Origin of the sequence: Caldibacillus debilis DSM 16016 (assembly GCF_000383875.1) — a bacterium.
Taxonomy (GTDB): Bacteria; Bacillota; Bacilli; order Bacillales; family Caldibacillaceae; genus Caldibacillus; species Caldibacillus debilis.
The window spans coordinates 55,442-75,802 of the sequence record NZ_KB912914.1 but is presented as its reverse complement, the minus strand read 5'-3'; the positions used below and the strand labels follow the sequence as shown (position 1 = coordinate 75,802).

16 protein-coding genes are annotated in these 20,361 nt (G+C 54.2%); all 16 read left to right on the top strand.

Features of this window, described 5'->3' with window-relative positions:
- Window positions 1–13: 13 nt before the first annotated feature.
- The 16 genes from rseP (at window position 14) to A3EQ_RS0116215 (ending at window position 20,356) form a co-directional block, all read left to right on the top strand.
- Entirely contained in the window at window positions 14–1,273 is a 1,260-nt protein-coding gene (rseP, locus tag A3EQ_RS0116300; protein ID WP_026500031.1) for an RIP metalloprotease RseP, read from the top strand.
- Between the two features lie 30 nt (window positions 1,274–1,303).
- On the top strand, window positions 1,304–3,016 hold the full coding sequence (locus tag A3EQ_RS0116295) for a proline--tRNA ligase (RefSeq protein WP_026500030.1): 1,713 nt from the start codon (window positions 1,304–1,306) through the stop codon (window positions 3,014–3,016).
- Between the two features lie 290 nt (window positions 3,017–3,306).
- Window positions 3,307–7,602: a PolC-type DNA polymerase III gene (locus tag A3EQ_RS0116285; RefSeq protein WP_026500028.1), complete on the top strand. Its 4,296-nt coding sequence runs from the start codon at window positions 3,307–3,309 to the stop codon at window positions 7,600–7,602.
- Between the two features lie 461 nt (window positions 7,603–8,063).
- Window positions 8,064–8,531 (top strand): ribosome maturation factor RimP, encoded by a 468-nt coding sequence (gene rimP / locus A3EQ_RS0116275; protein WP_020156213.1) that lies wholly within the window; start codon window positions 8,064–8,066, stop codon window positions 8,529–8,531.
- 25 nt (window positions 8,532–8,556) lie between these two features.
- Window positions 8,557–9,702 (top strand): transcription termination factor NusA, encoded by a 1,146-nt coding sequence (nusA, locus tag A3EQ_RS0116270; protein WP_020156212.1) that lies wholly within the window; start codon window positions 8,557–8,559, stop codon window positions 9,700–9,702.
- A 13-nt stretch (window positions 9,703–9,715) separates the two neighbouring features.
- Complete coding sequence (gene rnpM / locus A3EQ_RS0116265) at window positions 9,716–10,000, top strand: RNase P modulator RnpM (protein ID WP_020156211.1); 285 nt, start codon at window positions 9,716–9,718, stop codon at window positions 9,998–10,000.
- Window positions 9,997–10,314 (top strand): YlxQ family RNA-binding protein, encoded by a 318-nt coding sequence (locus A3EQ_RS0116260; protein WP_020156210.1) that lies wholly within the window; start codon window positions 9,997–9,999, stop codon window positions 10,312–10,314. The genes rnpM and A3EQ_RS0116260 overlap by 4 nt, the downstream gene beginning before the upstream one ends.
- A gap of 4 nt (window positions 10,315–10,318) precedes the next feature.
- The gene (gene infB, locus A3EQ_RS0116255) at window positions 10,319–12,586 is read left to right on the top strand and encodes a translation initiation factor IF-2 (RefSeq protein WP_020156209.1); all 2,268 of its coding nucleotides are present in this window, start codon (window positions 10,319–10,321) and stop codon (window positions 12,584–12,586) included.
- Window positions 12,583–12,861 (top strand): DUF503 domain-containing protein, encoded by a 279-nt coding sequence (locus A3EQ_RS0116250; protein ID WP_020156208.1) that lies wholly within the window; start codon window positions 12,583–12,585, stop codon window positions 12,859–12,861. The genes infB and A3EQ_RS0116250 overlap by 4 nt, the downstream gene beginning before the upstream one ends.
- A 14-nt stretch (window positions 12,862–12,875) precedes the next feature.
- Window positions 12,876–13,241: a 30S ribosome-binding factor RbfA gene (gene rbfA / locus A3EQ_RS0116245; protein WP_020156207.1), complete on the top strand. Its 366-nt coding sequence runs from the start codon at window positions 12,876–12,878 to the stop codon at window positions 13,239–13,241.
- 42 nt (window positions 13,242–13,283) lie between these two features.
- The gene (truB, locus tag A3EQ_RS0116240) at window positions 13,284–14,210 is read left to right on the top strand and encodes a tRNA pseudouridine(55) synthase TruB (protein WP_020156206.1); all 927 of its coding nucleotides are present in this window, start codon (window positions 13,284–13,286) and stop codon (window positions 14,208–14,210) included.
- Window positions 14,211–14,224: 14 nt separating this feature from the next.
- Entirely contained in the window at window positions 14,225–15,172 is a 948-nt protein-coding gene (locus tag A3EQ_RS0116235) for a bifunctional riboflavin kinase/FAD synthetase (protein WP_026500027.1), read from the top strand.
- 151 nt (window positions 15,173–15,323) lie between these two features.
- Window positions 15,324–15,593 (top strand): 30S ribosomal protein S15, encoded by a 270-nt coding sequence (rpsO, locus tag A3EQ_RS0116230; protein WP_020156204.1) that lies wholly within the window; start codon window positions 15,324–15,326, stop codon window positions 15,591–15,593.
- A 157-nt stretch (window positions 15,594–15,750) separates the two neighbouring features.
- Window positions 15,751–17,868: a polyribonucleotide nucleotidyltransferase gene (pnp, locus tag A3EQ_RS0116225; protein WP_020156203.1), complete on the top strand. Its 2,118-nt coding sequence runs from the start codon at window positions 15,751–15,753 to the stop codon at window positions 17,866–17,868.
- A gap of 261 nt (window positions 17,869–18,129) precedes the next feature.
- Entirely contained in the window at window positions 18,130–19,107 is a 978-nt protein-coding gene (locus A3EQ_RS0116220) for a polysaccharide deacetylase family protein (RefSeq protein WP_026500026.1), read from the top strand.
- A 10-nt stretch (window positions 19,108–19,117) separates the two neighbouring features.
- Window positions 19,118–20,356 (top strand): M16 family metallopeptidase, encoded by a 1,239-nt coding sequence (locus tag A3EQ_RS0116215; protein ID WP_020156201.1) that lies wholly within the window; start codon window positions 19,118–19,120, stop codon window positions 20,354–20,356.
- Window positions 20,357–20,361 lie beyond the last annotated feature (5 nt).

Here is a 20,361-nt window from a genome sequence, read left to right as displayed (position 1 = left end):
TCACATGGAAACGTTGAGCACGATCCTCCAATTTCTTGCTGTATTTGGCGTCCTTGTGTTTTTTCATGAATTCGGCCATTTCCTCTTCGCGAAAAGGGCCGGCATTCTTTGCCGGGAGTTTGCCATCGGTTTCGGCCCGAAGATCTTCGCCGTGAAAAAAGGGGAAACCCTCTATACGATCCGCCTGCTTCCCATCGGCGGGTACGTGCGGATGGCCGGGGAGGACCCGGAAGTCATCGAATTGAAACCGGGTTTGAGAGTCGGTTTGTTGTTCAACGGGGAGGAGAAGGTAAAAAAGATCATCGTCAGCGGCAAGGACAAATACCCCGGTGCCCGGCTGCTGGAAATCGCGGAGGCGGATATTGAACGCGAGCTGTTTATCCGCGGCTATGAAAGCGAAGATGACGACCGGTTGAAAACCTATGAAGTCGACCGTGAGGCGGTCGTCGTAGATTACGGGCAGGAGATCCAAATCGCACCCCTCGACCGCCAGTTCTCCTCGAAAAGCCTCGGCAAACGGGCGTTGACCATTTTTGCCGGGCCTTTGTTCAACTTTCTTCTGGCCTTCCTCGTGTTTATGCTGATCGGGCTGCTGCAGGGGGTGCCTTCCAACGACCCGGTGCTGGGGAAAGTGACGGAAGACGGGGCGGCCCTTAAGGCCGGCCTGAAGGAGGGAGACCTGGTTTTATCCATCGACGGGGAAGAGGTTTCCACCTGGCGGGACGTGGTTGAAAAGATCCGGGCCAATCCGGAAAAAACCCTGGAATTTCAAATCGTGCGCGACGGAAAAGAGCTGACCGTTCCGGTCGTCCCGGAAAAGCATGAGGAAAACGGGGAAACGTACGGGCTGATCGGCGTTTACAATCCCGTTGAAAAATCGCCGGTCAAAGCCTTTACTTACGGGCTTGCGGAAACCTATTTCTGGATCAAGCAGATCTTCGTCATATTGGGAGATTTGATCTTTGGCCATTTCTCCTTCGACATGCTTTCCGGTCCCGTCGGCATCTACGCTTCGACGGAGGAAGTGGCGAAGGCCGGATTCTATTATCTGCTGCGTTGGACGGCGCTTTTGAGCATCAATTTGGGGATCGTGAACCTTCTTCCCTTTCCCGCGCTGGACGGGGGAAGGCTGCTGTTTTTCGCCATCGAACTGATCCGGGGAAAACCGATCGACAAGCAGAAGGAAGGCCTGGTCCATTTTATCGGATTGGCGCTCCTGATGCTTCTCATGCTGATGGTGACCTGGAATGACATCCAGCGATTTTTCCTTTGATAAATACCGAAGGTGTACGAGGTGAAGCATATGCGGCAAAGTGCAAGTTTTATCCCTACCCTCAGGGAAACGCCCCAGGACGCGGAGATTAAGAGCCACCAGCTGCTGCTCAGGGCCGGTTATATCCGTCAGTTGGCCAGCGGGATCTACACTTTCCTCCCCCTCGGCATCCGGGTGCTGCAGAAGATCGAGAAGATCGTCCGCGAAGAGATGGACCGGATCGGCGCCGTGGAATTGCTGATGCCGGCCCTCAATCCCGCCGAACTCTGGCAGGAATCGGGCCGGTGGGAGACGTACGGCCCCGATCTGATGAGGCTGAAAGACCGGCATGAGCGGGATTTCCTCTTGGGACCCACCCACGAAGAAGTGATTACCAAGCTCGTCCGGGACGAGGTAAAAAGCTATAAAAAGCTCCCCCTCATCCTTTACCAGATTCAGACGAAATTCCGGGATGAGAAGCGGCCGCGGTTCGGGCTGCTCCGCGGCAGGGAGTTCGTCATGAAGGACGCTTATTCCTTCCATGCGGACAGGGAAAGCCTCGATGAAGTATACGATAAAATGTATGAGGCCTATACCCGGATCTTCACCCGCCTGGGATTGAATTTCCGGGCCGTCATCGCCGACTCGGGGGCCATCGGCGGAAAGGGCACCCACGAATTCATGGTCTTGTCGGAAGTCGGCGAGGATACGATCGCTTATTCCGACGGTTCCGATTACGCGGCGAACATTGAAATGGCGGAAGCGGCGGCGGCATACGAGAAGCCGGACGAGGAAGAACGGCCGCTGGAAAAAAGATTTACCGGCGACCGGAAAACGATTGAAGAGGTCGCGGCATTTTTGCAAGTTTCCCCCGAACGCTGCATCAAATCCCTTTTGTTCACCGTCGACGGGCATTACGTCCTGGCGCTCGTCCGCGGCGACCATGAAGTCAACGACGTGAAGCTGAAAAACTTCTTTGACGCCCAAGTGGTGGAATTGGCCGGCGAACAGGCGGTAAAGGAAGTATTGAAATGCCCCGTCGGGAATCTGGGGCCGGTGGCCATGAAAAACGAACAGCCGGTGAAGGTGGTGGCCGACCATGCCGTCAAATATATCGTCAACGGATGCACGGGAGCGAACGAGGAAGGCTACCATTTCGTGAACGTCAATCCGGAGCGGGATTTCCAAGGCGTGGAATATGCGGATATCCGGTTTATCAAGGAGGGGGATCCTTCTCCGGACGGAAAAGGGACGATCCGCTTCACGAAAGGGATGGAAGTGGGGCATATTTTCAAGCTCGGCACCCGTTACAGCGACGCCATGAAGGCCGTCTTTTTGGATGAAAACGGAAAAGAACGGCCGATGATCATGGGCTGCTACGGGATCGGCATCTCCCGGCTGGTCAGCGCCATCGCCGAACAAACGAGCGACGAAAAGGGGCTCGTTTGGCCGAAATCCGTCGCCCCCTTCGATATCCATTTGATCCTGATCAACGAAAGGGACGAAAAACAGAAACAGATGGCGGAAGAACTCTACGATTTTCTCCGCCGCGAAGGCTTCGAGGTGCTGTATGACGACCGGAAAGAACGGCCCGGCGTGAAATTTGCCGACAGCGATCTGATCGGCATCCCCGTCCGCCTGACGGTCGGAAATAAGGCGGCGGAAGACCTGGTGGAAATCAAGCTGAGGAAAAGCGGCGAGATGTGGGAAACGGAAAGAAGCCGGGTCTTTGCGCAATTGAAAGAGATCTTCGAACGGATTTAGACCTCCATCGGAGGTCTTTTCCTTTTGCGAAAATTTCCCCGGAACTTTTCCGGCCGGACGGCGATCGCCGGCGGTCGCCCTCCCGGTTCGCCTTCGGCCCGTCCGCCGGCCCGCGCCCCTTTGGCTCTCCCCCTCCCGTGCCCGGCTTTCAGCCCCGGCCCTTCTCCGGCGCTTTTTACGGCTTTCTTCCCATCCTTCCGCGGAAGAAACGCCCGGCCGGTTCTCTTTATGGTATAATGATAACTTAAGGAAAAGGTTATCTGCTGGAGGGATTGCAGTTGGAGAAACGGATGGAGAAAAACGAACGGTTCCGCACGTTGTTGGAGCAGCTTCGGCTCGCGGACGACGAAGATTTCCCTCATTTGCAAAACGGAGAGATCGAGCGGTTGATCGTGGAGAAAAAAACGAGGAAATGGAAATTCCTTTTCTCCTTTGATCATATATTGCCCTTCCCCGCCTATGAAAAATTGTTTTTCAGACTGAAAGAAACCTTTCAGCATATCGCCGACGTAAGTTTTTCCGTCCATGCGAAAAAGGGGGACTGGGACCTGCCTTTGTTCAACTCCTACTGGATGCACTGCGTCCGGCAATTGGACGGGATATCCCCGGCCCTTTTTTCGCTCCTGTCCGAACAAACCCCGAAAATGGAAGGGGGGAAATTGGTCCTCGGGGCCAGAAACGATACCGAAGCGAACACCCTGCTCAAAAAATACGTCCCGCTGATCGTTGAAAACTATCAATCTTACGGATTTCCCCCTTTTACCATCAAGGTTTCCAACCAGTTTACGGAAGAAAGCGAGGAATACAAAAAATTTTTGGAAGAAAAGCGGAAGGAAGACGAGGAGCGGGTAAAACAGGCCGTATTGGTAGCCATGAACCGGAATGAAAAAAGGGAGGAAGGGGAGGATGTCGGACCCCTTGTCATCGGCTATCCGATCCAGGACGGGGAAATCAAATCGATGCACGAAATCGCCGAGGAAGAACGCCGGGTCACCGTGGAAGGCTATGTCTTCGCCTGCGAGACAAAAGCGCTGAAGACCGGGAGGACTTTGCTGGAGCTGAAAATGACCGACTACACCGATTCCCTGCTGGTCAAGATGTTTTCCAGGGACAACGAAGAGGCGGAAAAGTTCCGGCGGATGAAAAAAGGGATGTGGGTCAGGGCCCGGGGAAACATCCAAAACGACGCCTTTTCCAGGGATCTGGTCATGATCGCAAGCGATCTCCAGGAAATAAAAGCCCCGGAAAGAACCGATGGCGGAGCGGAAGGGGAAAAACGGGTCGAGCTGCACCTGCATACCCCGATGAGCCAAATGGACGCCGTTTCCCCGGTCGAATCCCTCGTCCGGCAGGCGAAGAAATGGGGGCATAAAGCGATCGCCATCACCGATCATTCCGTCGTCCAATCCTTCCCGGAAGCCTATCAGGCCGGGAAGAAACACGGGATCAAAATCCTGTACGGCCTGGAGGCCAACCTCGTCGACGACGGGGTCCCCGTCGCCTACAATCCGAAACATTTGGATCTGCAAAATGCGGAATATGTCGTGTTTGACGTGGAGACGACCGGATTGTCCGCCGTGTACCATACGATCATCGAACTGGCGGCGGTCAAAATCGCCAACGGGGAGATCGTTGACCGGTTTGAATCCTTCGCCAACCCGAAACACCCCCTGTCACCGACGACGATCGAGCTGACCGGCATCACCGATGAGATGGTGAAAGACGCCCCCGATCCGGAGACGGTGCTGGAGCGGTTTTCCCAATGGGCGAAGGATGCCGTCCTCGTCGCCCACAACGCTTCCTTTGACATCGGCTTTTTGAACGCCGGCATGAAAAAATTGGGCTGCGGCAAAGTGGACAACCCGGTCATCGACACCCTGGAGCTGGCGCGCTTTTTGTATCCCGATCTGAAAAACCACCGGCTCAACACCCTGGCCAAGAAATTTAACGTGGAACTGACCCGGCATCACCGGGCGATCTACGACGCGGAAGCGACCGGCCATTTGCTTCTGCTCATGCTGAAAGATGTCTTTGCCAAGGGGGTCCGTTTCCACGACGAGCTGAACGAGATCGCGAAGGACAAACAGAGCTACAAGCGCTCGCGGCCCTTTCACTGCACGCTTTTGGCGCAAAACGAAACCGGCCTGAAGAACCTGTTTAAGCTCGTCTCCTTCAGCCATGTGGATTATTTTTACCGCGTCCCCCGCATCCCCCGTTCCGTCCTGCAAGAGCACCGGGAAGGGATCCTGGTCGGTTCCGGCTGCGACAAAGGGGAATTGTTTGAAGCCGCCATGCAGAAGCCGCTGGAAGAGCTGGAAGAGATCGCAAAATTTTACGACTACCTGGAGGTGCACCCGAAGGAAGTTTATCGCCCTTTGCTGGATACGGAGCAAATCGAAAACGAAAAACAATTGGAAGAAATCATCAAGAAAATCGTCCGGCTGGGGGAAAAACTGAATATCCCCGTGGCGGCGACGGGCAATGTCCATTATTTGAATCCCGAAGATAAAATTTACCGGAAGATTCTCATCGCCTCGCAAAGCGGGAATCCGTTGAACAAGCAGGAACTGCCCGATGTGCACTTCCGCACCACCGACGAGATGCTGGATGCTTTTTCCTTCCTCGGCGAGGAGAAGGCGAAGGAGATCGTCGTCAAAAATCCGAACGATATCGCCGACCGGATTGAGGAGATCAAGCCGATCAAGGATGCCCTCTATACCCCGAAGATCCCCGGGGCCGAGGAGGAAATCCGCCGGATGAGCTACGAGCGGGCGAAACAGATTTACGGCGACCCCCTTCCGGAAATCGTGGAAGCCCGGCTGGAAAAGGAACTGAACAGTATCATCACCCACGGGTTCGCCGTCATCTACCTGATCTCCCACAAGCTTGTCAAAAAATCGCTGGACGACGGCTATCTGGTCGGTTCCCGGGGCTCCGTCGGCTCGTCCTTTGTGGCGACGATGACGGAGATCACCGAGGTGAACCCCCTTCCGCCCCATTATGTCTGCCCGAACTGCACCCATTCGGAATTTTTCAACGACGGTTCGGTGGGAAGCGGGTTCGACCTGCCGGACAAAAACTGCCCGAAATGCGGAACGCCCTACAAAAAGGACGGCCATGACATTCCCTTTGAAACCTTTTTGGGATTCAAAGGGGACAAGGTGCCGGATATCGATTTGAATTTTTCCGGCGAATATCAGGCGAAGGCCCACAATTACACAAAGGAGCTGTTCGGGGAGGACAAGGTGTACCGGGCGGGGACGATCGGCACCATCGCCGACAAAACCGCCTACGGCTTTGTCAAAGGGTATGCCGAGGACAGCGGTTTGCATTTCCGCCAGGCGGAGATCGACCGGCTTTCCCAAGGGCTGACGGGCGTCAAGCGGACGACGGGCCAGCACCCGGGAGGGATCATCGTCGTTCCCAACGACATGGAAATTTACGATTTCACGCCGATCCAATACCCGGCCGACGACCAGGAGTCGGAATGGAAAACGACCCATTTTGATTTCCATTCCATCCACGACAATTTGCTGAAATTGGATATTCTCGGCCACGACGATCCGACGGTCATCCGCATGTTGCAAGATTTAAGCGGCATCGACCCGAAAACGATCCCGACGGATGACCCGGAAGTGATGAAGATATTCAGCAGCCCCGAACCTTTGGGGGTTACGGAGGAGCAGATCATGTGCAAAACCGGCACCCTCGGGATCCCCGAGTTCGGCACCCGCTTCGTCCGGCAGATGCTGGAGGAAACGAAGCCCACCACCTTTTCCGAACTCGTGCAGATTTCCGGCCTCTCCCACGGGACGGACGTCTGGCTCGGCAACGCCCAGGAGCTCATTCAAAAAGGGATCTGCACGTTGAAGGACGTCATCGGCTGCCGTGACGACATCATGGTCTATCTGATTTACAAGGGGCTGGAACCTTCCCTCGCCTTCAAGATCATGGAGTCGGTGCGCAAAGGCAAAGGGCTGACCGCGGAGATGGAAGAAGAGATGAAAAAGAACGGGGTTCCGGACTGGTATATCGATTCCTGCAAAAAGATCAAATACATGTTCCCGAAGGCCCACGCCACCGCTTACGTGCTGATGGCCGTCCGGATTGCCTATTTCAAAGTCCATCATCCGCTCCTTTTCTACGCCACCTACTTTTCCGTCCGGGCGGAAGACATCGATTTGGATACGGTCGTCCGCGGCTCCAACGCCATCCGGGCGAAAATCAAAGAGATCAATCAGAAGGGCCCGGACGCCTCGCAAAAGGAAAAAAATCTGCTGACCGTTTTGGAAGTGTCGCTGGAGATGTGCGAACGGGGCTATTCCTTCCAAATGGTCGACATCTACCGTTCCGACGCGACCAAATTTCTCATTGACGGCAACAGCCTCCTCGCGCCCTTCACCGCCATCCCCGGGCTCGGGTCGAGCGCCGCGATGAACATCGTCCGGGCGCGGAAAGAAGGCCCCTTTTTGTCGAAGGAGGATTTGCAGCAGCGGGGGAAGGTGTCCAAGACGATTTTGGATTATTTGGAGAAACACGGCTGCCTCCAGTCCTTGCCGGAGCACAACCAGCTTTCGCTGTTTTAGGTCCGCGCTTTCCCCGCATCGGGCTGCAACGGAGAATGGAGAGGGCCGGCCGGTCTTCCCGGTCCCGCTCCCGTGATTTTGACCGTAATAATATTATGTAAACTGCTCCCGGACAGGAGAAGGGCCTTCATGGGCCGGCAAGCAATGGTCCGGTCGTCCGCGGCACGAACCGACGGTCCCGGTCTTTTTCAAAAAACGGGCGGCGGGCAATGCCTTTCGGAGAAACGGGCCCCGTCCCGAAACCTTTTCCCGCCGCGAAACGGGCGGAGCCGGATGCGCAAATTCTTCCCCGGGCAGGCCCCTTCCGCCGGCCAAAAAAGATTCCGGTTTGCAAACCTTCCGTGATTATGGTATATTCTAAATGGAAATACTAACATTTACTCGATGGAAAAGAGTGGGTTGCCGCCCACTCTTTCGTGTTTGTAAACAGCGGGAAAAGGGGAAAAAGTTGGAGGGATGATATGAGCAAAGTGAAGGAAATCGTCCGCGGGCTCGCCGAGCCGATCGCGGAGGAAATGGGCTTGGAGCTTGTGGACATCGAGTATGTGAAAGAAGGAAAAAATTGGTTTTTGCGGATATATATCGACAAGGAAGACGGCGTCGACATCGAAGAATGTTCCATCGTGAGCGAAAAATTGAGCCAAAAGCTCGACGAGGCGGATCCGATTCCCCATCATTATTATTTGGAAGTTTCTTCTCCGGGCGCGGAACGGCCGTTAAAAAAAGAAAGGGATTATGAACGGGCGGTCGGAAAAAACGTTTGGATCAAGACCTACGAACCGATCGGGGGAGGAAGGGTTTTCGAAGGAAGATTGACCGGTTTTTCCGACCGCATTTTGACGGTGGAAATCCGGGAAAACGGGAAAACCAAAACGGTTCAAATCCCGTATGATAAAATCGCATCCGGAAGGCTTGCGGTCATATTTTAAAAAAGAGTAAGGGGGATGCCCAGGAATGAGCAGCGAAATACTGAATGCCATCGCCCGATTGGAAGAGGAAAAGGGAATCTCGCGGGAGATTTTGATCGAGGCGATCGAAGCCGCCTTGGTTTCGGCCTATAAAAGAAATTTTAACCAGGCGCAAAACGTCCGGACCAACTTCAATGTGGAAACGGGCACGATGCATGTCTACGCAAGAAAAGAAGTGGTGGAAGAGGTCAAGGATGACCGCTTCGAAATCTCGCTGGAAGAAGCGAGGAAGATCGATCCCAACTACGAGCTGGGGGATATCGTGGAAGTGGAAGTGACGCCGAGAAATTTCGGCCGCATCGCCGCGCAGACGGCGAAGCAGGTCGTCACCCAGCGGGTCCGGGAGGCGGAAAGAGGGATCATTTACAACGAATTCGTCGACCGGGAAGATGATATTATGACCGGGATCGTCCAGAGAAAGGACGCCCGTTTCGTCTACGTGAACCTGGGCCGGGCGGAGGGGCTCCTTCCGGCCAGCGAGCAGATGCCGAACGAACAATACGTCCACAACGAAAGGCTGAAGGTTTATATCACCAAGGTGGAAAAGACGACGAAGGGGCCGCAGATCTTTGTGTCCCGCACCCACCCGAATCTGCTGAAACGGTTATTTGAACTGGAAGTGCCGGAAATTTTCGACGGGCTTGTGGAGATTAAATCGGTGGCCAGGGAAGCGGGCGACCGTTCGAAGATCTCCGTCCATTCCGACAACCCGGACATCGATCCCGTCGGATCCTGCGTGGGGCCGAAGGGGATCCGGGTGCAGGCGGTCGTCAATGAGCTGAAGGGGGAAAAAATCGACATCGTCAAATGGTCGAAGGATCCGGTGGAATTTATCGCCAATGCCTTAAGCCCCGCCAAAGTGCTCGATGTGATCCTCAATGAGGAGGAGAAATCCAGCACCGTCATCGTCCCGGATTACCAGCTCTCCCTCGCCATCGGCAAGCGGGGGCAAAACGCCCGTCTGGCTGCGAAATTGACAGGCTGGAAGATTGATATTAAAAGCGAATCGGATGCCCGCAAGCTGGGGATCTACCCGGTGGAGGAACCGCTCTTCTCCAAAGATCTGGACCTGTCGGACATCGGGCCCCATGACCCGACGCAGGGCGATTCTTCCGAAATTTTGGAGGAGTGAGGGGTGAGACGGAATGGTCAAGCAGAAAAAAATACCGATGAGAAAATGCGTGGCGACGGGTGAAATGAAGCCGAAGAAAGAGATGATCCGCGTCGTCCGCTCCAAAGAAGGGGAGGTTTCCATCGACCCGACGGGGAAAAAATCCGGCCGGGGCGCCTATCTTTCCAAAAACAAGGAGGCCATCCTTCTGGCCAAAAAGAAAAACGTCCTTTCCCACCACCTGCAAGTCCCGGTGGACGAATCGATTTACGATGAGCTGCTGGAACTGGTGGAAAAGGAGAATCAGGCCGGCCGATGACCGGAGAAAAATGGTTTTCCTTGCTGGGGCTTGCTTACCGGGCGGGAAAGATCGCTTCCGGGGAAGAGGCGGTATTGAACGAGATCAGGCGGCGGCGGGCCAAGCTTGTCATCGTATCCGAAGACGCTTCTGAAAATACGCGAAACCGAATCGCAGAAAAATGCAATTATTATCATATTCCGTATCGGATATTCAAAGACCGGCACCAGCTCGGAGGGGCCATCGGAAAGGCCGCCAGGGTGTGCATCGCCGTGAAGGATGAAGGTTTTGCCAAGGGTTTGCTGTCGTTGATCGACGAAAATTTACGGGGGTGAATGTATGTCCAAGTTGCGTGTTTACGAGTATGCGAAACGGCATCAGCTGACGAGCAAAGAGGTTATCGAAAAATTGCAGGAATTGAACGTGAATGTGACCAACCATATGTCAACCATCGACGAGGAAACCGTGAAAAAATTGGACCAGACCTTGAAGAGAAAGAAGAGGGAGAAGGAGAAATTCGAAAAGAAGCCGAAGGGATTCGGAAGACCGCAGAGAAAACAGGCGAAACCCCAGGATAAAGCGGGAAAACCGGAGAAGAATATGAAGGCGGCGCCCATTCCCGTAAAAAATAAGGGAAATATTACGGAACTGATCGAAGAGGAGCTGGATGAAACAGCGCCGAAGACGGTGAAGGTCAAGACGGGCCCGAAAAACAAGGAAGGAAAAAAATACGACCAGGAATTCCGTTCCAAAGAAAACAAGGCCTTCTCGAAGAAAAAAGGAAAAAATAAACCCGCCGCCAAAATGCGGGAGGCGAGCGAACCGGCTCAGCAAAAGAAAAAAGAGAAGGAATTGCCGAAAAAGATTACCTTCACGGGTTCCCTTACCGTCGCCGAATTGGCGAAGAAGCTGCACCGGGAGCCTTCCGAAATCATTAAAAAATTATTCATGCTCGGCGTAATGGCCACCATCAATCAGGAATTGGACAAGGACGCCATCGAACTGATCGCCGGCGAATACGGGGTGGAAGTGGAAGAAAAGGTCGAGGTGGACATCACCGACCTGGAAACCTACATTACCGAAGACAAACCGGAAGATCTGAAAGAACGCCCCCCCGTTGTCACGATCATGGGCCATGTCGATCACGGGAAGACGACCTTGCTGGATTATATCCGCCATACGAAAGTCGCGCAAGGTGAAGCGGGCGGGATTACCCAGCATATCGGCGCCTATCAGGTCGTCGTCAACGGCAAGAAGATCACCTTCCTGGATACCCCTGGCCATGCCGCCTTTACGACGATGCGTGCCCGCGGCGCGCAGGTGACCGACATTACCGTGCTGGTCGTCGCCGCCGATGACGGCGTCATGCCGCAAACGGTGGAAGCCATCAACCATGCCAAGGCGGCCAAAGTGCCGATCATTGTCGCCGTGAACAAGATCGACAAGCCGACGGCCAACCCCGAGAAGGTCAAGAATGAATTGACCGAATACGGTTTAGTCCCCGAAGAATGGGGAGGGGATACGATCTTTGTCCCGATCTCCGCCCTGAAAGGGGATGGCGTCGACCAATTGCTGGAAATGATTTTGCTGCTGAGCGAAATGGAAGAGCTGAAGGCCAATCCGGATCGCAACGCATACGGTACGGTCATCGAAGCCCAGCTCGACAAGGGCCGCGGCCCCGTGGCCACCCTGTTGGTGCAGAACGGAACCCTCCGCGTCGGCGACCCGATCGTGGCCGGCAACACCTACGGAAGGGTGCGGGCCATGATGAACGACGTCGGACGCCGGGTGAAAGAGGCGGGTCCGTCCACGCCCGTCGAAATCACCGGGCTGCATGAAGTTCCGCAGGCAGGCGACCGGTTCGTCGTTTTTGACGATGAAAAGACCGCCCGCCAAGTCGGTGAAGCCCGGGCGCAGATGGCTTTGCAGGCGACGAGAAACGAATCGGCCCGGATCAGCCTCGACAACCTGTTTGAACAAATGCAGCAGGGCGATTTGAAAGAGCTGAACGTGATCATTAAAGCGGACGTGCAAGGCAGCGTTGAAGCCCTCGCCAATTCCCTGCAAAAGATCGACGTGGAAGGGGCGAAGGTGAAGATCATCCACACCGGCGTCGGGGCGATCACCGAGTCCGACATCCTGCTCGCCACCGCCTCCAATGCGATCATCATCGGGTTCAACGTCCGGCCGAACACGAACGCCAAACGGCTGGCGGAACAGGAAAAGGTGGACATCCGCCTGCACCGCATCATCTATAAGGCGATCGAAGAAATCGAATCGGCGATGAAGGGGCTCCTCGAACCGGAATATGAAGAAAAGGTCATCGGTCAGGCGGAAGTAAGGACCACCTTCAAAGTTTCAAAGGTGGGGACCATTGCCGGATGCTATGTGACCGACGGAAAAGTGACCCGGGACAGCGGGGTCAGGGTCATCCGCGACGGCGTGGTCGTCTTTGAGGGTGAAATCGAGTCCCTGAAACGGTACAAAGATGACGTGAAGGAAGTCCAGCAAGGGTACGAATGCGGGATCGTGATCAAAAACTTCAACGATATCAAAGAAGGGGACATTTTCGAAGCTTTCGTCATGGAGGAAGTTAAAAAATCATGATCCTTTTCGCCTCGGTGGAATGCCTGTTCTACCATTGCCGCTCACTGAAGGATAAGCGGGCGCTCCTCCAAAGGATGATCGCCCGCCTGCGGCAAAAATTCAACGTCTCCGTCTCGGAAATCGAATACCAGGACGCCTGGCAGCGGACGAAGATCGGCATCGCCCTCGTAGCATCGGCGAAAAAGCCGGCCGAACAGGAGATGCAAAGGGTTTTGCAAATCATCGATTCCTTTCCCGAACTGGAGCGGACGGTTACCAATTTGGAATGGCTGTGAGTGGGGTGATAGAGATGAATTTGCGCGCAAACCGGATAGCGGAACAGATGAAAAAGGAATTGAGCGACATCATCGGCCGCAAGTTGAAGGATCCCCGCATCGGATTCGTTACCGTAACGGACGTGGAAGTCACCGGGGATCTCCAGATCGCCAAAGTCTTTTTGAGCGTGTTCGGCAGCGAGGAGGACAAGGAAAACACCCTCGCCGGACTGGCGAAAGCGAAGGGTTTCATCCGCTCGGAAATCGGCAGGCGCATCCGCTTGAGGAAGACCCCCGATTTAATTTTTGAGCTCGATGAATCGTTGGAGTACGGGAACAGGATCGAAACGCTGATCAAACATATCAAAGAAGAAGAAAAAAAAGATGACGGAAACGGCTGACTTCCAGAAGGTCAGCCGTTTTTCAGGAAAGGGGAGAATGCGGTGCACGGGATCATTCCGTTGTGGAAACCCGAGGGGATGACCTCCCATGCTTGCGTCCTGAAGATCCGCCGGCTGTTAAAAATAAAAAAGGCGGGCCATACCGGGACGCTGGATCCGAACGTCAGCGGGGTTCTGCCCGTCTGCATCGGCGAGGCGACGAAAATCGTCCGCTACCTCCAGGATTCGGGGAAAACCTATGTGGCGACGGTGACCCTGGGGGTGTCCACGACGACGGAAGATGCCGAGGGCGAAGTCGTGGAAGAAAAGAAGGTGGAACGGACGATCTCCCGCGGGGAGCTGCTGGAGGTTTTACGGGCGCATACCGGCGAGATCGTCCAAACCCCCCCGATGTATTCCGCCGTCAAAGTGAACGGAAAAAGGCTTTACGAATACGCCCGGGAAGGAATCCCGGTCGAACGCCCCTCCCGGAAGGTCGTCATCCATGAATTGACCCTTTTGGACGACCGGGAGGAATTTTCCGGGAACCCCTTGTCCTTTTCCATCCGGGTGGCCTGCGGAAAAGGGACCTACATCCGCACGCTGGCCGTATCCATCGGCGAGAAGCTCGGTTACCCCGCCCACATGTCCGCTTTGACCCGGATCTCAGCCGCGGGAATTCATCGGGACGCCTGCTTCACCTTCGAAGAAATCGAAGCGGCGGTCGAGGAAGGCCGGGCGGAAAAGATTCTGCTCCCGGTCGAGGACGTCCTTTCCGAATTGCCGAAATATCAAATTCATGATACATTAGCTAATAGGGTCAAAAACGGCGCGCTGTTGGCAACGCCGGAACATCTGCAGGGGGAAGAAGGCCCCGTCGCCGTTTGGTGGCGCGGCCGGATCGTCGCCGTTTACCGGAAGCATTCCGGCAGACCGGGGATGTTAAAACCGGAAAGGGTTTTCGCTTTTGATGAAATTTTTAACAGGTAAAGGTGTGTCCATTGGTGGAAATCATCCGTATCAATCATGGGGAACACGGGGAAAACCGCCCTTTCCCGCCATTGTCGATCGCCCTCGGATTTTTTGACGGCGTCCACATCGGCCATCGGGCGGTCATATCGGCGGCGGTCGAAGAAGCGGAAAGGCGGAAGTGCAAAAGCGCCGTCATGACGTTCCACCCTTCGCCGAAGGAGGTTCTCGGGAACCGGCCGGAAGAGGTGCGGTATATCACGACCGTCGACGAAAAGATGGAGGAGATCGGAAAGCTGGGCGTCGATTATTTGTTCCTCGTTTCCTTTACACGGGAATTCGCCCAGGTTTTGCCCGAACAATTTGTCGACGAATACTTGGTTGCGCTCAACGCCAAACATGTGGTTGCCGGCTTTGATTTCACCTACGGCAAGTTCGGCAAGGGAACGATGGAGTCCATGAAGGAGCACGCCCGCGGCCGCTTCACGCAAACGACCGTGGAAAAGATCGCGATCGGCGGGGAAAAGATCAGTTCCACGACGATCCGCCGCATGATCGAGGCGGGGGAAGTGGAACAGGTCCCCGTTTTTTTGGGGAGACATTTCACGATGGAAGGAACGGTCGTCCACGGGGAGAAAAGGGGACGGACGATCGGTTTTCCGACGGCGAACATCGACGTATGGGAAAAATACGTCCTCCCGAAAACCGGGGTTTACCTCGTGCGCATGTACATACATAACCGCTGGGTAAACGGGATCTGCAACATCGGCCGCCGTCCGACCTTCCAGGGGGATCACCGGCTCACCATCGAGGTGCATCTGCTCGATTTTCATGAGACGATCTACGGGGAAAGGGTCAAATTGGAATGGCTCAAGCGGGTGCGGGATGAAGAGAAATTTCCGTCCGTCGATGCGCTGGTCGCCCAAATGCGCCGGGACCTGCAGACGGCCGTCGATTACTTTTCCGGAAAAGAAAGCGGATGAACGTCCGGAAAAAAGTCCATTTCCTGCTTGCAAAGACGGCGAAAAAGTTGTATTCTATTTTACGTATTTGATGAACCGTTACTTGGAAAGACGCTTTCTCCGGCGTTTTCTCAGTAATCGGGGATCGATGAGAAAAATGGAGGTGAAAAGGATGGCTTTGACGCAAGAGCGCAAACAGGAAATCATCAAGGAATTCCGGATCCATGAAACCGACACCGGTTCTCCGGAAGTGCAAATCGCTATCCTGACGGAACAAATCAACAATTTGAACGAGCATTTGCGGGTCCATAAGAAGGATTACCATTCCAGACGCGGATTGATGAAAATGGTAGGGAAACGCCGCAACCTTTTGAATTATTTGCGCGAAACGGACGTCCAGCGCTACCGGAAATTGATCGACAAACTTGGTTTGCGCCGATAGGCAAAGCGGGATTTTTCCCGCTTTTTTGTATAGGACATTTTTCCGTTGCAGAAAAACTTAACTCTTTCGTTTTCGAACCCGTTCCGATGGTTTACAATATATATTGTAAAAAACGAATGAAGACAGGGAAGTCTGCAATGAAGAAAGGGGTTCATTTATGGAAAGTGAAAAACGCGTCTATTCCATAGATCTGGCCGGGCGGCCGCTGCAAGTGGAGATCGGCCAATTGGCCAAACAGGCGAACGGCGCGGTCCTCGTCCGCTATGGAGACAGCGTCGTCTTATCCACGGCGACGATGTCCAAGGAAGCAAAAGATGTCGATTTTTTTCCGCTGACCGTCAATTATGAGGAGCGCCTTTACGCGGTCGGGAAAATACCGGGGGGATTCATCAAACGGGAAGGACGGCCGAGCGAATCCGCCATCCTCGCCAGCCGGCTGATTGACCGCCCGCTCCGCCCCCTGTTTCCGGAAGGATTCCGGAATGAGGTGCAGATCATCAGCACGGTGTTGAGCGTCGACCAGGATTGCTCCACGGAAATGGCCGCATTGCTCGGTTCCTCCCTGGCGCTGTCGATCTCCGACATCCCGTTCAACGGACCGGTGGCCGGCGTGGTGGTCGGCTTGATCGACGGCCAATTCGTCATCAATCCGACCGTGGAACAGATGGAAAAGAGCGAAATGCATCTGTCGGTGGCCGGAACGAAGGATGCGGTCAACATGGTGGAAGCCGGCGCGAAGGAAGTGCCGGAAGAGACGATGCTCGATGCGATCATGTTCGGCCACGAAGAAATCAAGCGCCTCGTCGCCTTCCAGGAAGAGATCGCCAAGGAAATCGGCAAAGAAAAGGTGGAAGTCACCCTGTTTGAGGTCGATCCCGAACTGGAAAACGAGATCCGGGAAATGTGCCAAAAAGAGATGGTCGAAGCGATTCAAGTGAAGGAAAAACTTGCCCGGGAAGCGGCGATCCAGGAAGTGAAAGACCGGGTCGTGGAACATTTCGCCGGGGAAGATGAGGACGAAGAGAAGCTGAAACAGGTGAACTACATCCTGGACAAAATCGAAAAGGAAGAATTCCGCCGCCTGATTACCGTGGAAAAAATCCGTCCGGACGGAAGAAAAGTGGATGAAATCCGCCCGCTGTCATCGGAAGTCGGGATCCTGCCGAGAACCCACGGTTCCGGGCTGTTCACCAGGGGACAAACCCAGGCGCTGAGCGTTTGTACGTTGGGTGCCCTCGGGGATGTGCAAATTTTGGACGGACTGGGGATCGAAGAAGAAAAAAGATTCATGCACCACTACAATTTTCCGCCCTATTCCGTCGGCGAAACCGGACCGATCCGGGGACCGGGAAGGCGGGAAATCGGACACGGGGCCCTCGGGGAACGGGCGTTGGAACCCGTCATTCCTTCGGAGAAGGAATTCCCTTACACGATCCGCCTCGTATCCGAAGTGTTGGAATCGAACGGTTCCACTTCCCAGGCCAGCATCTGCGCGAGCACATTGGCCATGATGGATGCGGGTGTTCCGATTAAAGCGCCCGTTGCCGGGATCGCGATGGGCTTGGTAAAATCCGGCGACCATTACACCATTTTGACCGACATCCAAGGAATCGAAGACCATTTGGGCGACATGGATTTCAAGGTGGCCGGTACGAAGAAGGGGGTCACCGCGCTGCAGATGGACATTAAAATCTCCGGGCTCACCTACGAGATCTTGAAGGAAGCTTTGGAGCAAGCCAGAAAGGGCAGGCTGCAGATCCTTGAGTCGATGCTGAAGACCATTTCCGAGCCGCGGAAATCCCTGTCCGTGTACGCGCCGAAGATCTTGACGATGCACATCAATCCGGAAAAGATCGGGGATGTCATCGGCCCGGGCGGAAAACAAGTGAAGCGGATCATCGACGAAACGGGCGTGAAGATCGACATCGAACAGGACGGCACCATCTACATTACCTCCCCGGATGAGGAAATGAACAAAAAGGCGATGCAGATCATTGAAAGCATCGTCAGGGACGTGGAAGTCGGCCAGGTTTATCTCGGGAAAGTAAAACGGATCGAAAAGTTCGGCGCTTTCGTGGAGATCCTCCAAGGAAAAGACGGCCTCGTCCACATCTCCGAACTGGCGGAAGGCAGGGTCGGCCGGGTGGAAGACGTGGTTTCCGTCGGCGACGAAATCCTCGTCAAGATCACGGACATCGACAAACACGGCCGGATCAATCTCTCCCGGAAAGCGGTTCTCAGGGATCAAAGGAGAAAACAAAGAGCGAAAAGATAAAAGGATGAAGGATGTCAAGTAAGCCTTATGTTCCGTAAGGTTTGACTTGCTTCCTTTCTTTATCTAATATCAACGTTCGGAAAATTGACCGGACCAAAGGACTTTCTCTTCCAAGAGCAGGTCCATTTTTATACGCGAGCCAAGAACGGTTTTTTATCCTTATGTTCTACCCTGTCCGAAGGTTTCATAGGTTTTATATAGGCAGGATCACGAATGGACGAGGGAAAGCGGGGTGCGGCGCGGATTTTCCGTGCGGGGAACATGAGGAAACCGTTCTTGCAAAAAATATGGGCCTTATCGATGATCGTATTGTTTTCTTATTTATTGGTACATAATCCTTTTTCTGAAATTTATGTCAATACGTTGAAAACGGAGGCACTTCCCGCCTCGGGCGGCAAGGATCCGCTGTATGGGGAAATTTTACATAAGGCAAAAAACTATGAAAAACCGGCCCAAAATGCTAAGATTGATAAAGTATGGAAGAAGATGCCCGGCTATAACGGCCTGAAGGTGGATGTGGAAGCGTCCTACCGGAAAATGAAGCCTTACAAAAAATTTTTGGAGGATAAACTCGTCTTCCGGCAAATCCCTCCGCAGGTCCATCTGGAGCAATTGCCGCCGAGCCCGATCTACAGGGGCCATCCCGACAAGCCCATGGTCGCTTTCACCTTCAACGTGGCCTGGGGGGAAGAATATCTCTCAACGATCCTTGAAATATTGAAAAAACACCATATTTCCGCCACCTTTTTCCTCGAAGGAAGATGGGCGAAAGGCCATGCCGAAGCGGTGAAGATGATCCATGAAGGGGGTCATGAAATCGGCAGCCATTCCTATTCCCATCCCGATATGGCGAAAATTTCGGAAGATGAGGCGGAGGCGGAACTCAAAAAGACGAACGACATCCTTCGGGCGACGGTCGGCATCGCGCCCAAATGGTTCGCCCCGCCGAGCGGCAGCTTCAATGACCGGACGGTGGCGCTCGCCGCAAAAATGAACATGGAAACGATCCTGTGGTCGGTCGACACGATCGATTGGCAAAAACCTTCTCCGAACACGATCGTCGACCGGGTCCGGAAGCAGGCCCACAACGGCGCGATCATTTTAATGCATCCCACGGCCTCCACCGCCGAGGCGCTGGAACCGATGATTTCCGTTCTGAAGGAAGAAGGCTACAAAATCGGATCGGTCACCGAATTGCTCGATGAAAAACGAATCATCACCCGTACACTCAGCCATTAGGAGGAATGACATGATCAAGAAATTTACCTGCTCGAACGGCGTTCGCATCGTGCTCGAAGAAATTCCCACGGTCCGTTCGGTTTCCATCGGCATCTGGGTCAAGACCGGATCAAGGAATGAAACGCCGAAGCTGAATGGGATCTCCCATTTTTTGGAACATATGTTTTTTAAAGGGACAAAAACCCGTTCGGCGAGGGACATCGCCGAATCCTTCGACAGCATCGGCGGCCAGGTCAACGCCTTCACATCGAAGGAATATACCTGCTTTTACGCGAAGGTGCTGGATAATCACGCCGATTACGCCTTGTCCCTCTTGGCGGATATGTTTTTCAATTCCGTCTTCGACCGGGAAGAATTAATCAAAGAGAAGAACGTGGTTTATGAAGAGATCAAAATGTATGAAGATACCCCGGACGATCTCGTGCACGACTTGCTGGGCAAGGCGGTTTACGGAAACCATCCCCTCGGCTTTCCCATTTTGGGCACGGAAAAAACGTTGGAGACCTTCACCCGGGAGACGCTCCATTCCTACATGAAGGAACGGTACACGCCGGAAAACGTGGTCATTTCCGTGGCGGGCAACGTCTCCGAGGCGATCGTAAAAAAGATTGAAAGCTACTTCGGCCATTATCAGGGTTCCAGCCGCAAAATCGAAGAGGACAAGCCGGTGTTCCAAAAAAATTTCATTACGAAGAAAAAGGACACGGAACAGGCCCATATTTGCCTCGGTTTTGAAGGGTATTCCTTCGGGCATGAACGGATCTATCCCCTGATTCTTCTCAACAACATATTGGGCGGCAGCATGAGCAGCAGGCTGTTCCAGGAAGTCCGCGAACAGCGGGGCCTCGCCTATTCCATCTATTCCTACCATACCGCCTACGAGGACTGCGGCATGATCACCATTTACGGCGGCACCGGCCCGGAGCAGCTGGACGTGCTCTTCGACACGATCCAGGAAACCCTGCACCAGCTGATGGACAAGGGGATTACCGAAAAGGAATTGCAAAACAGCAAGGAACAATTGAAGGGCAATTTAATGCTCAGCCTGGAAAGCACCAACAGCCGGATGAGCCGCAACGGGAAAAACGAGCTGCTGTTGGGGAAACACCGCTCCCTGGATGAAATGATCGCCCTGATCGATGAAGTGACGAAGGAAGAAATGGACGACGTGTGCCGGGAGATCTTTTCGGAACCCTACGCCGTCGCCTTAATCAGCCCGGACGGCCAACTGCCGAAAGCCGTTCAATAATTTTC